The sequence below is a fragment of the Neorhizobium sp. T7_12 genome (assembly GCF_002968535.1).
In the GTDB taxonomy this organism is placed as follows: domain Bacteria; phylum Pseudomonadota; class Alphaproteobacteria; order Rhizobiales; family Rhizobiaceae; genus Neorhizobium; species Neorhizobium tomejilense.
This window is the reverse complement of record NZ_PVBK01000016.1, coordinates 69,080-82,519: the sequence shown is the minus strand read 5'-3', so window position 1 is coordinate 82,519 and position 13,440 is coordinate 69,080. Positions and strand designations below refer to the sequence as shown.

Here is a 13,440-nt window from a genome sequence, read left to right as displayed (position 1 = left end):
CCACTTCTTAGTCGCGACGGTAGGCACCGAGGCCCGGGCGGAAGGATTTCTCGTCCAGGAACTGACTCATGCCGGTATTGCGGCCGTTTTCCGGGTCGCGGAGTTCCGTCTGGTCGGACTTCGCCATCAGGTATTCGCCGGCCTGTTCCCAGGTGAGATCGCGGGTAAAACGGCATGCGGTCTTGGCCTGGCGCAGCACGAAGGGGTTTTTGCCGATCAGCGTCATGGCGAGCTTGCGGGTCTCGGCCTTCAGCTCGTCCGGCGAAACGGCCTTGTTGACCAGCTTCATGTCGGCAGCCTGCTGGCCGGTGAAGGTTTCCCCGGTCATGATGTAATACATCGCGTCGCGGAAGCTCATCGTCTCCAGCACCGATTTGGTGACGATGCCGGCCGGGATGATGCCCCAGTTGATTTCAGAAAGGCCGAAAATGGCGTCTTCCGAGGCGATGGCCAGGTCGCAGCCGACCAGGAACTGGAAGGCGCCGCCGAAACACCAGCCGTTGACCATGGAGATGGTCGGCTTCGGGAAATACATCATCCGGCGCCACTGCCATGCGGCGTTCGCCCGGAACAGGCGTTCGCGTTGGATCGGCGGCACCTTGTCGGTAGCGCGGAAATATTCCTTGAGGTCCATGCCGGCCGAGAAGGATTCGCCGGCGCCGGTAACAACCATCACCTTGCAGCGGTCGTCTTCTTCCAGCGCGTCCATGATCGCGTTCATTTCCCAGACGATGCCCGGGTTGATGGCGTTGCGCTGCTTCGGACGGTTGAGCGTCACCCAGGCGATGCCCTCGTCGAAATCCACGGTAACATATTCGCCCCACTTGCCATTGTTCTGGCCGGCGGCAGCGGATTCGGTCTGGTTTTCCATAGCAAATTCTCCCTACTGGGGAAATGGATATCAGGGACCCGAATATGCGTCAAGCGGCTTTCAATCTCAGGCCTGGCGAAAAGAAAGCCGTTTGACGTCGTGCTGAACCGATGCTTAACCGCGGCCGAGGAACGGCATTTCGACCGGCAGGATGATGCTCTCGTAAAGGTTTACGTCGTCCGGCAGCGTCGCCATCAGCACCACGATCCGCGCCACATCCAGAGGCATCATGGTTGCGGGCCGGACTTGGTCGGTGATGCCGGGAACAAGCGAGCTGACCGTCGAGCCAGGATGCACCATGGAGACCGCAATGCCGTGCTCGCGGCCATCGACGGCGAGCGAACGGGTGAGGCCCTCGAGCGCGAACTTGCTCGCCGTATAGGCGGCGGTATGGCCGCGCGGTACCTTGGACGACAGGCTGCCCATGTTGATGATCCGGCCGCGTTTCTGTTCCTGCATGATGACGAAGGCGGCGCGGCTGCAATAGAAGACCGAGTGCAGGTTGGCACCGATCACCTCGTGCCAGCGCTCGTTGGTGAGCTTCTCGACCGGCGTATGGTCGGCGATGCCGGCATTGTTGATCAGGATGTCGAGCCGGCCGTATTTTTCCTTCACCGTGGCGAACAGCTTTTCGACCTGCGCGTCGTCGGTGACGTCGGTCGGCACGACGAACGCACGGCCGCCTTCTGCCTCGATCTCGGCCGCCAGTTTTTCAAGCTTGTCGGCGCTGCGGGCGGCAAGCACGGTGACGGCACCCTCCGTGGCAATCGCCTTGGCGATGCCCCAGCCGATGCCCGAGCTGGCGCCAGTGACAATGGCAATACGGTTTTTGATCGAAATCATCTGAAATCCCTCCTCGAAATGATGCGTTAGACGCGCGAAATTCCTTCATAAAGCGCTTCGAGCCCGCGCCGGTCGCTGACCCCCAGCTTGCGATAGGCGCGCTGACGGTAGGTGACGATGCTCGAAAGCGCGAGCCCGACCTTCTCGGAAATTTCCCGATGGGTGCGGCCGAGCAGCAGACCGGCGGAAACCTCCGCCTCGCGGCCCGAAAGTGCGAACCCCGCCTGCAGCAGCCGCCCGGCGATCTCCTGCTGCGGCGGATGCAAGGGCGCCGTCTGCGGCCGGCCCTGCAGTCGCACATGCTTGATGACCATGGCCATCAGGAGCGGCGCGGAGGCTTCCAGCCGTTCGACGGCGGAGAGCGGGAACGGGCCGCTTTCGCGGGTGCGATAGAGGCTGGCGAAGATCCGCGGCTCCTCCGAGTGATAGATGGTCAGGCGTTCGAGCACATGGGCGCGCTCGTAACAGTCGCGGCGGTATTCGGGGTCACGGATGCCATTCCAGGCCTGGCGGATGACCTGCACCTTGGCAAGTCCGGGGCCTGCGTTCAGCATCTGACGGGTCACCCGGTCGCGCAGCCAATAACGGCGGGCATAGTCGAGCGAGGCGCGCTCGGCAAAGCCCGGAATGGTCGAGTGATAACCGCAGGCGAAGAGATAGGTGAGCGACCCATCCTCCTCGGCCTGGAAGGCGGAACAGAAATCGGTGCCGGCGATACCGCGCAGCGTCTCCAGCAATTTTTCGGGGAAGCCGGGCTCACCGACTTCGTCCATGAGGGCGGCCATGACGGTCACGTTGTCTCCATCAAGCGCAGGCATTGACGCCTCCAGGGTTGAGAACAAATCTGTGGTGAGCATGTCCACCTGCAAGGTGGACATGGGAGGGTCGGCAAAGGCCTACCATCACGGCCAATGCAACAAGCCTGGATATGGAGGAACCACCATGGTTGACGCACCAAAGCTTCGCAAACTCTATCACTTTTCCTACCCTTGCCGCGATGGCGAGGAGACCCGCAAGTTCTACGAGGACCTGCTTGGCCTGCCGCTGGTCAACTGCATGACCGCCGACAAGGTGCCGTCGACGGGCGAAGAAAAGCCCTACGCGCATTTCTTCTTCGAAATGGGCGACGGCTCCTACATGGCCTTCTTCGACCTCGGCGAAAACATCATGCCGCTTCCCTCGCCGAACACGCCCGACTGGGTCCAGCACTTCGCGATGGAAGTCGATTCCGTCGAGGAGGTCCTGACGTTCAAGAAGCGGCTGCAGGATGCCGGCGTGAAGACCACCGACGTCATCGACCACGAGTTCATCAACTCGATCTACTTCTTCGACCCGAATGGCCTGCGCCTGGAAATCACCGCCCGCACGGAAGAGCCTGGCTATCTGGAACAGGCCGCTTCGGAAGCTCATGACGCGATGAAGGGATGGGTTCAGAAGAAGGCCGGCATGATCGCCAGGAAATCGGCTGCGGCTTGAGATAGCGAATTGGGGGCCGGACGAATGGCCGGTCCCTGATACCGCCATGAAGGCGGAAGACGAAATTGGAGCACCACTGGTCCCGAATGGACGGTGGTGCTTTTTGCTAAAGCTCACGTTCAGCCTCCCGACTGCAAACCTCCCGACGATCAGGAGCCCCGCCCCTGACGAGCTCCAGCTTGTCTTTCAAGCCAACAACCCTTGCCGCTTGCTCCAGTCGATCACCCGGTCGATGCAGGCTTTTAAGAGTTCCGGCTGGCCGAGGTAATAGTGGGTCGCGTGCGGGATCTTCATATATTCCTTGTTCTCGGTGGCGAGCGCCGCCCGGATCGTCGGATTGTGGGTCGCCGGTACCGCCTCGTCGGCATTGTTCTCGATCTGCAGCACCGGTGAGCGCTTGATCAGCGCCGCGTTCATCGGCCCCTTGGCATTCGACAGGTCGTAGCTCCACTGGGAAAGCCACGAACGCAGCGTCGTGAAGCGGGCAAGACCGACCGGGCCGACATTGACGGTGCGCGGATCGCCCATATAGCTCTTGCCGATCGGCCGGTCGTTCGGGTCGATGGTGCCGTCGAACCAGCGCACGTCGCACATGGTGCGGTGGACGATGAAGGCGCGCTCCTGCTCGAACGAGCCGCGGCGCTTCAGCTCCGCCAGCATGTCGAGCGCCCAATGGGTGATCTTGCGGTTGCGGGCGACCTGGGCGGCCCGGAACCGCTGGATGAATTCCGCCGAATAGGGTGGCTGGTGCGGGCAGTCCGGCGAATAGATGTCGAATTCCGGGTCGCGCAGATCCGGGTCGAGTTCGTCGAGAACCGACGGGTCGAGCCATTCGGTCAGCGTTTCGGCACGCGACAGGTGGGCGGCGATGAAGATCACGCCGTCGGCGGGCTTCAACCCCGCTTCGAGGAGGTTGACCTCGTCGCCGGCCGGCGTGTGGGTGATCGTCGGGTTCTCGGCCTGTGCCTGGTAGAACAGCGACAGCGAGCCGCCGCCCGACCAGCCGACCAGCACCACCTTCTCGTAACCGAGCTCGCCACGGGCATAATCAAGCCACTTGCCGAGGTCGATCGCCACCTTTTCCATGATGAGAGCGGTGTCGTTTTTCGGATAACGGCTGGCGGCGCAAAGCACGTGCAGGCCGGCATCGGCAAGCGCCGTCGGCATCGGCAGGAGCTGCAGGGTCGAGGTTGGATGCATGAAGACATAGACCGTCTTCGACGGCGCGCCGGTGCCACGCAGGAGTTGACCTTCGAGATTGACCCTGCCGGAATTGCCGGCAAAGCCGTAGGTCTCGGTATATTTCGCCGTCTCCGGAAAGGAGACGATCAGCGGGATTCGCTGCCATTCCGCCTTGGTGGTCATGATGTCCTACCCGTTATGCTTCGCCCGCTCGGCCGGCAAACCAGCGAACGGGCTTTCGAGATTGAATTGTGATCGCGGCCTCAGGCAGCCGCTTCCGGCGACCTGGTTCCCGCCACGACCGGCACCGAGGTGGCGTCGTAGGTAAACAGCCATTCGTAGCGCTGCTTGACCTTGTCTTCCTGCCATTCGGCATTGACGTAGTCCTCGGCGAGCTTCGGATCCTTCAACGCGGCATTATGGAAACGGCTGAGATTGCCTTCGGCGCCGCGGACGATCTTGCCGGTGCGCTCAACGCGGGCCGCCTCGTAACCGGCGAAGGCCGCTTCGTAGTTGCCATTGTTCTCGGCAAGCGCACGGGCGAGCACGAAACCGTCCTCGATCGCCATCACCGCGCCCTGGGCGAGGAACGGCAATGTCGGATGGCACGCGTCTCCGAGCAGCGTCACACGGCCGCGGGTCCAGTCGTCCATCGGCGGCCGCAGCATCAGCGCCCATTTGTAGGGCACGTCGATTGCCTTGATCATCGTGTGGATGTCTTCGTGCCAGCCTTCATAGTCGGCAAGGCACTCTTCCACGGTGCCCGCGACCGACCAGGATTCGACCTGCCAGTCGGCGCGCTCGACGACCGAGACGTAATTCATCAGCTTGCCGCCGCGCAGAAGGTACTGGATGACGTGGCCGCCGGGGCCGATCCAGTTGGTGCCGACCGGCCGCAGCATGCGTTCCGGCAGGCGTTCGACCGGGATGACGCCGCGCCAGGCGACGATGCCGGTGAATTTCGGGTCGTCTCGACCGAACAGCGTCTCGCGGATCTTCGAGTGCACCCCATCGGCGCCGACGACGATATCCGAAGTGACGGTGGTGCCGTCGGCGAAGGTGATGGTCGCGCCCTTGTCGTCCTGGGTTATCCCGACGCATTTCTTGGACAGCTTGATCGCATCGGGCTTGATTCGGCGCACGCCGGCTGCCAGCGTCTGGTGCAGGTCGTTGCGGTGGATGGTGATATAGGGGAAGCCGTAGCGCTCGATGGAAAGCGGGCCGAGGTCAAACAGTTTCCAGGTCTGCCCGGTATTCCAGAGGCGAATCTCCTTGCCCTGCGCCTGAGAGGCGATCGACATGATGTCTTCTTCGAGCCCGAGCGAAAACAGAACCCGCGTGCCGTTGGCGCTGACCTGAACGCCGGCGCCGACCTCTTTCAGCTCGACCGCCTGTTCGTACACGTCGACGTCAAACCCCTGGCGGAGCAGCGACAATGCCGCCGTCAGTCCGCCAATCCCTCCTCCCACGACAGAAATCTTCATTTTTTTATCCTTTGCAATCCTGACGGCAATCTCTCCCGACGCGCATGCGCCTGTCAACTATTTTTGATAAAGTATAATTGACTTTGTTCAAAACCAATTTCATATCTGCCCGCCGGAGCTTTCGGACAAGCCCTTGGGAGCGGCGGCTGCAATTGAGAGTTTCAATCCACAGATCAAAAACAGGAAAGGATGTCACGAAATTACACCTGGGATATCTGGCTTCCTGATATAAATGCGATAGGATCGAAAACGGTGGGCGGCTGTGGTATCTGATCGACAGGGGAGACTACGGAATTCGATTGACTGACAAGAGAAATACTCTTGTATATAGTCAAATCTAGTTGCCTATAGACGAATTCAGGGCTGCGAATTCGAGGCGCGGCCCGAGGAACATGCATAATGACGGTTTGGCCGGCGCCCAAGGGGAGCCAGACCGGTTCTCATAGTCGGGTTTTCAGGGAGGAAACCATGGTCATCAAAAGTCCGCAGGATTTCGGCGCGGGCATCTTGTTCATCCTTTTCGGCGCGGTCGGCCTCTATGTCGGGTCGGACCTTACCTTCGGTTCCGCCCGCAACATGGGCCCTGGCTATTTCCCGATGATCATTTGCGGCCTGATCGCACTGATCGGGCTGATCGTCACGGTAAAGTCGCTGGCGATCGAAGGCCCGGCCATCGAACGCATCCAGCTCCGCCCGATCGTCTTCATCCTGCTGGCGATTGCCGCCTTCGGCATCCTGATCGCTGAAATCGGCGCGGTGATCTCCTCGATCCTGTTGATCATGTTCGCTGCCTATGCACGGCGCGACGTCAAACCTGTCGAGACCGTCGTCTTCGCGGTCACCACGGCGGCGTTCGTCGTTATCATCTTCGTATACGCGCTTGGGCAGCCAATGCCCGTCTGGTGGGGCAGGTAATCCATGGAAGTCTTTGAACACCTCGCAACCGGCTTCATGGCTGCAGGCTCGCTCGAGAACCTGATGTTCTGTCTGATCGGCGTCGTGCTCGGCACGCTGATCGGCGTTCTTCCCGGCATCGGACCCATTCCCGCGCTGGCGATCCTGCTGCCGATCACGTTCGGGCTCGATCCGCTTTCGTCGCTGATCATGCTGGCCGGCATCTATTACGGGGCACAATATGGCGGCTCCACCACCTCAATCCTGGTCAACATGCCGGGTGAAGCCTCCTCGGTCGTGACCTGTATCGAGGGACATCAGATGGCCCGCAAGGGCCGCGCTGGTGCGGCACTCGCGATCGCCGCTCTCGGCTCGTTCTTCGCCGGCACGATCGGCACCGTCTTCATCGCGGCCTTCGGTCCACCGCTCGCCTCGATCGCCCAGCAGTTCAATTCGCCGGATTATTTCGCGTTGATGCTGCTCGGTCTCACCATGGCGATCGTTCTGGCGCACGGTTCGGTCCTGAAGGCCGTTGCCATGGTCTTGATAGGCCTGCTGCTCGGCCTCGTTGGCACCGACATCAACACGGGTCTTACCCGCTATACCTTCGGCCTTTCAGGCCTGTGGGAGGGCATCGACTTCCTGCCGCTGGTTCTCGGCCTCTTCGGCATCGTGGAAATCATCCGCAACCTCGAGAACCCGCCGCCGCCGCGCGAAGCGATCAGCACCCGCATGCGCGACATGTGGCCGACCAAGAAGGAATTCAAGGAAGCCTATCCGGCAGCCCTCCGCGGCACGGGCCTCGGCTCGCTCCTCGGCATCCTGCCGGGCGGCGGAGCGGTTCTTGCCTCCTTCGCCAGCTATACGCTCGAAAAGAAGATCTCGAAGAACCCGCGCAAGTTCGGCACCGGGGCGGTCGAAGGCGTCGCGGGTCCGGAAGCGGCCAACAACGCTGCTGCCCAGACCTCGTTCATCCCGCTCCTGACGCTCGGCATTCCGTCGAACCCAATCATGGCGATCATGATGGGCGCGATGATCATCCAGGGCATCCAGCCGGGTGCGGCGGTCATGACCACCCGTCCGGACCTCTTCTGGGGCATGGTCGCCTCGATGTGGATCGGCAACCTGATGCTCGTTGTCATCAACCTGCCGATGATCGGCATCTGGGTGAAGCTGCTGTCGGTTCCCTACCGCCTGCTCTACCCGGCGATCCTGCTGTTTTGCGCGATCGGTGTCTACTCGACGAGCACCGAGCCGTTCATGATGGTTCTGATGATCGTCTTCACGGTCTTCGGCTACATCCTCTTCAAGCTCGGCTGCGAGCCTGCACCCATGGTGCTCGGCTTCATCCTCGGTCCACTGATGGAGGAAAACCTGCGCCGTTCGCTGGTCATCTCGCGCGGCGATCCGACGATCTTCATCGACCGTCCGATCTCGGCCACGCTTCTGGTGGCGACGGTCCTGATGCTTTGCCTGATCATCTTCCCGCAGTTCCGAAAGACACGCGAGGAGGCGTTCCAGGAGGAATAACGGACGTTCTGCAACGGTTTTTTGGAGGAGGAGCCAATGACTGAACAACATTTGAAACTGACAAGACGCACCCTGATTGCGGCGGCCACGATGGCCGCCGTTCTCCCCGGTGTCTCGTTCGCACAATCGGGCTATCCCAACGGTACGATCACCTTCGTATGCGCCTTTCCGGCCGGCAGCGGCGCCGATATTCTGGTCCGCTTCTTCTCCGAAAAGGTGGCGGCCGTTTCAAAGCAGACGGTGATCGTCGAGAACAAGCCGGGCGCCAACGGCAATATCGCCGCCGAATATGTCAGCCGCGCCAAGCCGGACGGCTACACGGTCTATGTCCATTCCGGCACCTCGACCGCGGCCAACATGTCGCTGTTCAAGAAACCCGCGATCGACGTCACCAAGGCGTTGCGCGGCGTCCAGTTCATCAACAAGCAGCCCTTCATGATCGCGGTCGCCGCAGATAGCCCGATCAAGGACATGAAGCAGCTCACCGAGCATCTGAAGGCCAAGGCCGGCGACGCCACCTATGGCTCGACCGCGACGTCGGGCAAGGTTCTCGCCGAAGTCTACCTGCAGCTGGCAGGGGTCTCGGCAACCGAAGTCGCCTACAAGACCGGCCCGGATTCCCTGAACGACATCACCAGCGGTCAGCTGGATTTCGCGGCACTCGACCCGGTCTTCGCGCTCAGCCAGCAGCGCGAGGGGCGCCTGCGGTTGCTCGCGGTCGGCTCGCCGCAGCGCATGAAGTCGACGCCTGAGATTCCGGCCATCAAGGAATATGGCCTCAATGTCGACCAGCTTGGATGGTGGGGTGTGTTCGTGCCGACCAAGACGCCGGACGATGTCGTTCTGAAGCTGAACGCACTGTTCCGGGACGTGCTTGACCAGCCGGAAACGGAAGCCTTCCTGAACAAGTTCGGCGGGGACGTCTTCAAAGGAACGCCGAAGGAGGTCGACGAGCTTCTTGCAAAGACCGTCGAGGAGTGGCGTGCCTATGTGGCGTTGGCGAAGATCCCGCAAAACTGAGGCTTGTTCAACGGGCTTCACGGAAGCTTGCTACGGGAATGACTGGGGCGTTCAAGGGAGGAACTTGTACCGATGACCACTGAAATCTCACGCAGAAACCTGATGATGGCGACTGCCGCGGCCGCCACGCTCGCACCCTTTGATGCGTTCGCGCAGGGTGCTTATCCGAATGGCCAGATCACGTTCGTCTGCGCCTTCCCGGCCGGCTCGGGCGCCGACGTCCTGGTCCGCTTCTTTGCCGACAAGTTCGCCAAGGTCGCCGGCCAGACGGTGATCGTCGAAAACAAGCCGGGGGCCGCCGGCAACATCGCCGCCATGTACACCGCCCGCGCCAAGCCGGACGGATATTCGATCTACGTCCATTCCGGCACCTCGACGGCGGCCAACATGTCGCTGTTCAAGGCGCCGCCGATCGACGTCGTCAAGGAGCTGCAGACCACCTCCTTCATCAACAAGCAGGCCTTCATGTTCGTCGTGGCTTACGACAGCCCGATCAAGGACATGAAGGAGCTGACCAAGGTGCTGAAGGAAAAGGGCAACAACGCCAGCTACGCAACGGCTGCGACATCCGGCAAGGTTCTCGGCGAAATCTACAAGCAGGTCGCTGGCGTCGATCCGGTCGAAGTCTCGTTCAAGGACGCCAAGGATTCGCTCAACGACATGCTGAGCGGCTCTCTCGACTACGGCGTCCACGATCCGGTTTTCTCCCTGTCGCAGGCCAACGAGAAGCGTGTCCGGATCCTTGCGACCGGTTCGCCGATCCGGCTGAAGTCGCTGCCCAACATCCCGACCGCCAAGGAACAGGGCTACGACATCGACCAGCTCGGCTGGTGGGGCTCCTTCGTTCCGAAGGCGACGCCGAAGCCGGTGGTCGACAAGATCAACGCGCTGTTCAACGAAGTCCTGGCCCAGCCCGATACCGTCGCCTTCCTCGCGAAATTCGGCGGTGACGTCTATGTCGGCACTCCGGACGAGGGTCAGGCACTGCTCGCCAAGACCGTCGAGGAGTGGAAGACGTATGTGGCCATGGCCAAGATTCCGCAAAATTAATCAACCGATTCGAAAGACCCTCTCGCCATAGTGCGGCAGGTTCTTTCGCAGGGACCCTTACGAACCGCCATAGGAGATGAAAAGTGACAAAATGGCTTAAGAAGATCGCGCAAGCCACCGCCGCCATGGCGATGCTGGCGGTCGCGCAGATTGCAAACGTTACGCCCGCCCAGGCCGCTTATCCGGAGCAGACGATCACCTTCGTCTGCGCCTTCCCGGCTGGCTCCGGCGCCGACGTTCTCGTCCGCTATTTCGCGGACAAGGTGTCCAAGGTCGCCGGCGCCACGATCATCGTCGAAAACAAGCCGGGCGCGCTCAGCAACATCGCCGCTGAATACACGTCGCGCTCCAAGCCGGACGGCTACACGATCTTCGTCCATTCCGGCAACTCGATCGCCGGCAACATGTGGATCATGAAGAAGCCGCCCATCGACGTCGGCAAGGACCTGATGACGATTGCCACCATCAACAAGCAGGCCTTCATGATCGCCGTCGCCAAGGACGCGCCCTACAAGGACCTGAAGGAACTGACGGCCGCCATGAAGGAAAAGGGCGACGGTGGCTCCTATGCCGTCAACGCCACTTCGGGCAAGGTCATGGCCGAAGTCTACAAGCAGAAAGCCGGCCTTGAGACCGTTTCGGTCCAGTACAAGACCGCCGCCGACTCGCTCAACGACATGACCAGCGGCGCAATGGACTTCGGCTCCTACGATCCGGTCTTTGCCCTCGCCCAGCAGCGCGAAGGCCGCTTCCGTCTTCTCGGCGTCGGCTCGCCGGAACGCATGAAGGGCGCTCCGAACATTCCGACCCTGAAGGAACAGGGCTTTGACGTCGACCAGCTCGGCTGGTGGGGTGCCATGGTTGCCAAGGGCACGCCGGAAGACATCACCACCAAGATCAACGGCTGGTTCAATACCGTCCTGCAGGCGCCGGAAACCCAGAAGTTCCTGGCCGACCAGGGTGGCGACCCCTACATCTCCACCCCGGCCGAAGCCCAGGCTCTGATGATCAAGACGATCGCGGAGTGGAAGGACTACGTGGCCATTGCCCAGATCCCGCAGCAGTAAGACCTGCTGAAGCAAATAAAAAGCCGGCGGAAACGCCGGCTTTTTTCGTTGCGGAGAATGAGAGGAAAGACCGCCAGTTCCCCGCACGCCGTCATTTCAGGATGTCAGTCCCGATAGCTCGGATCGATCCGATCCAGCTTGCGCAGCATGGCCGGCCATTCTTTCAGTCCCGGCTTGGCCGGAGACATCTCGTACATATGGGCGGTCAGCTCGGCGATCTTCTCTGCCGGAACGGTGAGACCCTGCGGCTGGGCGGCCATGGCGGCGAGCTGGGCGCGGGCGGCCTTTTCCAGCCAGAAGGTCCACACGAATGCCTCGCCCACACTTTCGCCCGATGTCAGCGTGCCATGGTTCTTGAGGATCATGTTCTTGTGCGGGCCGAGATCGTGGATCAGCCTTTCCTGCTCTTCCATATTGAGGGCCAGGCCTTCGTAGCCGTGATAGCCGATGCGGTTGTAGAAGAACATCGAATGCTGGGAGAGCGGCAGCAGGCCGCAATCGAGCATGGAAAGCGCCATGCCTGCCTCGGTATGCAGGTGCATGACGCAGTTCAGCTCGTGGCGTGCCTTGTGCACGGCGTGGTGGATGACGAAACCGGCACCGTTCACCGGGTAGTCCGACTTGCCGATGATCTTCGCCTCGTGGTCGATCTTGACGAGGTTGCTCGCCTTGATCTCGTCGAAGGCGAGCCCGAACGGGTTGATCAGGAAGTGATTGTCCGTGCCAGGGACGCGAGCCGAGATATGCGTGTAGATGAGATCGTCCCAGCCGTAGAGTGCTGCGAGACGATAGGCGGCAGCGAGATCGACGCGGACGGCCCATTCCTCGTCGGTGACCGAAGCGCGGTCGAACTCGGTAATGACTTCGCCGGATTGGTCCTGTCCTGCCAGTCCGATGACGTGACGTTGAAATGCCATTTGAATTCCTCCCTAGAGTTCAAAAGCTACAGTTCAAAAGCCCAGATCGCGATCGGGACCACCGGCGTCGGCAGCGGCGCTCCCTTGAAAAACGCTTGGACATTCTCGACCAGCAAAAGGGCCATGGCGAGGCGGGTTTCCGTGGTGGCACTGCCCTGGTGCGGCGTCATGATCACATTCGGCATCCACAGCAGCTTTTCCGAAACCCTCGGCTCGTTGGCAAATACGTCCAGTGCCGCAAAACCCAACTTGCCGGTCCTGAGCGCCTCCACCAGCGCCGCCTCGTCGACGATCGAACCGCGCGAGACGTTGACCAGCGTGCCCTGAGGTCCGAGCGCCTCCAGCACGTCGCGGTTGACGATTTTCCTGGTGTCCTCGCCGCCGCGGCTGGCGACGACGAGGAAATCGCTCTCCTTCGCCATCGCGACGAGATCCGGCATGTAGGCATAAGCGACAGGTTTCCGCCGCGGCCCATGATACGAAACCCGCATCCGGAAAGCGGCGGCCCGTTCCGCAATCGCCGCGCCGATATTGCCGAGCCCGACAATGCCGATTGCCTTGTTCTTGAGCGAGCGGCCGAGCGGGACTTTTGCCGCGATCGTCGTCCATCGGCCGTCGCGGACATATTGGGTCTGGGGCACGATATCGCGGGCGGAGGCCAGCATCAGCGCCATGGCGAGATCGGCGACATCCTCCGTCAGCAGGCCCGGCGTATTGCAGATGCCGATGCCACGCGACTTGACGGTCGGCATGTGGATCGAGTCGATGCCGATGCCGTAACAGGCGACCAGCTTCAGGTCGGGGAATTTTGCCAGTATTTCCGCGTTGGCGCCGACGCCTGGATCGGTGACCAGCACCTGCACGCCCGGCATTTCGCCGCCTGCAGCGACCTCCGCGGCAGACATTTGCCGCCCGTCCATGCCTTCGAGCGTCGAGACCACCGAAGCCGGAAGGACCGCCGTCAGCACAACGACACGCATGGTTTTCTGGTCTGATGTCACGGAAACGATGCCCTCCCCGGATCGAAATCTTGGAGCCGACTTTATACGGCTCCCTGCCATGACGATAGGTCTTTTCGTCCATGTCGAACGGAGTTCGTCATCGAC

At 61.4% G+C, this 13,440-nt stretch carries 13 protein-coding genes; 6 read left to right on the top strand and 7 right to left on the bottom strand.

Features of this window, described 5'->3' with window-relative positions; all coding sequences use genetic code 11:
- Positions 1 to 7 precede the first annotated feature (7 nt).
- The 3 genes from C5J26_RS25450 to C5J26_RS25440 form a co-directional block, all read right to left on the bottom strand.
- Positions 8 to 871: a p-hydroxycinnamoyl CoA hydratase/lyase gene (locus C5J26_RS25450; RefSeq protein ID WP_046599283.1), complete on the bottom strand. Its 864-nt coding sequence runs from the start codon at positions 869 to 871 to the stop codon at positions 8 to 10.
- A 114-nt stretch (positions 872 to 985) separates the two neighbouring features.
- Entirely contained in the window at positions 986 to 1,714 is a 729-nt protein-coding gene (locus C5J26_RS25445; RefSeq protein ID WP_105404312.1) for an SDR family oxidoreductase, read from the bottom strand.
- Between the two features lie 26 nt (positions 1,715 to 1,740).
- The gene (locus tag C5J26_RS25440) at positions 1,741 to 2,532 is read right to left on the bottom strand and encodes a LuxR C-terminal-related transcriptional regulator (protein ID WP_172746064.1); all 792 of its coding nucleotides are present in this window, start codon (positions 2,530 to 2,532) and stop codon (positions 1,741 to 1,743) included.
- 124 nt (positions 2,533 to 2,656) lie between these two features.
- On the opposite strand from C5J26_RS25440, the gene C5J26_RS25435 reads away from it, so the two are divergent.
- Positions 2,657 to 3,190, top strand: coding sequence for a VOC family protein (locus tag C5J26_RS25435; RefSeq protein WP_105404310.1), 534 nt, complete (start codon positions 2,657 to 2,659; stop codon positions 3,188 to 3,190).
- A 186-nt stretch (positions 3,191 to 3,376) separates the two neighbouring features.
- Here the strand turns inward: C5J26_RS25435 and C5J26_RS25430 are convergent, their stop codons facing one another.
- Positions 3,377 to 4,555: an alpha/beta hydrolase gene (locus C5J26_RS25430; RefSeq protein WP_105404309.1), complete on the bottom strand. Its 1,179-nt coding sequence runs from the start codon at positions 4,553 to 4,555 to the stop codon at positions 3,377 to 3,379.
- A gap of 80 nt (positions 4,556 to 4,635) precedes the next feature.
- The gene (locus tag C5J26_RS25425) at positions 4,636 to 5,856 is read right to left on the bottom strand and encodes an FAD-dependent monooxygenase (protein WP_105404308.1); all 1,221 of its coding nucleotides are present in this window, start codon (positions 5,854 to 5,856) and stop codon (positions 4,636 to 4,638) included.
- A gap of 468 nt (positions 5,857 to 6,324) precedes the next feature.
- Here C5J26_RS25425 and C5J26_RS25420 point away from each other — a divergent pair, with 468 nt between their 5' ends.
- The 5 genes from C5J26_RS25420 (at position 6,325) to C5J26_RS25400 (ending at position 11,417) form a co-directional block, all read left to right on the top strand.
- A complete protein-coding gene (locus C5J26_RS25420) occupies positions 6,325 to 6,771 on the top strand; it encodes a tripartite tricarboxylate transporter TctB family protein (RefSeq protein WP_172724165.1) in 447 nt (148 codons plus the stop codon).
- 3 nt (positions 6,772 to 6,774) lie between these two features.
- A complete protein-coding gene (locus tag C5J26_RS25415) occupies positions 6,775 to 8,280 on the top strand; it encodes a tripartite tricarboxylate transporter permease (RefSeq protein WP_105404306.1) in 1,506 nt (501 codons plus the stop codon).
- A 36-nt stretch (positions 8,281 to 8,316) separates the two neighbouring features.
- Positions 8,317 to 9,300, top strand: a complete 984-nt coding sequence (locus tag C5J26_RS25410; protein ID WP_105404305.1) for a tripartite tricarboxylate transporter substrate binding protein — start codon at positions 8,317 to 8,319, stop codon at positions 9,298 to 9,300.
- Between the two features lie 72 nt (positions 9,301 to 9,372).
- The gene (locus C5J26_RS25405) at positions 9,373 to 10,350 is read left to right on the top strand and encodes a tripartite tricarboxylate transporter substrate binding protein (RefSeq protein ID WP_105404304.1); all 978 of its coding nucleotides are present in this window, start codon (positions 9,373 to 9,375) and stop codon (positions 10,348 to 10,350) included.
- Between the two features lie 83 nt (positions 10,351 to 10,433).
- Positions 10,434 to 11,417 (top strand): tripartite tricarboxylate transporter substrate binding protein, encoded by a 984-nt coding sequence (locus C5J26_RS25400; protein WP_105404303.1) that lies wholly within the window; start codon positions 10,434 to 10,436, stop codon positions 11,415 to 11,417.
- 104 nt (positions 11,418 to 11,521) lie between these two features.
- Here C5J26_RS25400 and C5J26_RS25395 read toward each other — a convergent pair whose 3' ends face one another.
- Entirely contained in the window at positions 11,522 to 12,334 is an 813-nt protein-coding gene (locus C5J26_RS25395; RefSeq protein WP_105404302.1) for a class II aldolase/adducin family protein, read from the bottom strand.
- Between the two features lie 26 nt (positions 12,335 to 12,360).
- Entirely contained in the window at positions 12,361 to 13,314 is a 954-nt protein-coding gene (locus C5J26_RS25390; RefSeq protein WP_206051222.1) for a 2-hydroxyacid dehydrogenase, read from the bottom strand.
- Between the last annotated feature and the right edge of the window lie 126 nt (positions 13,315 to 13,440).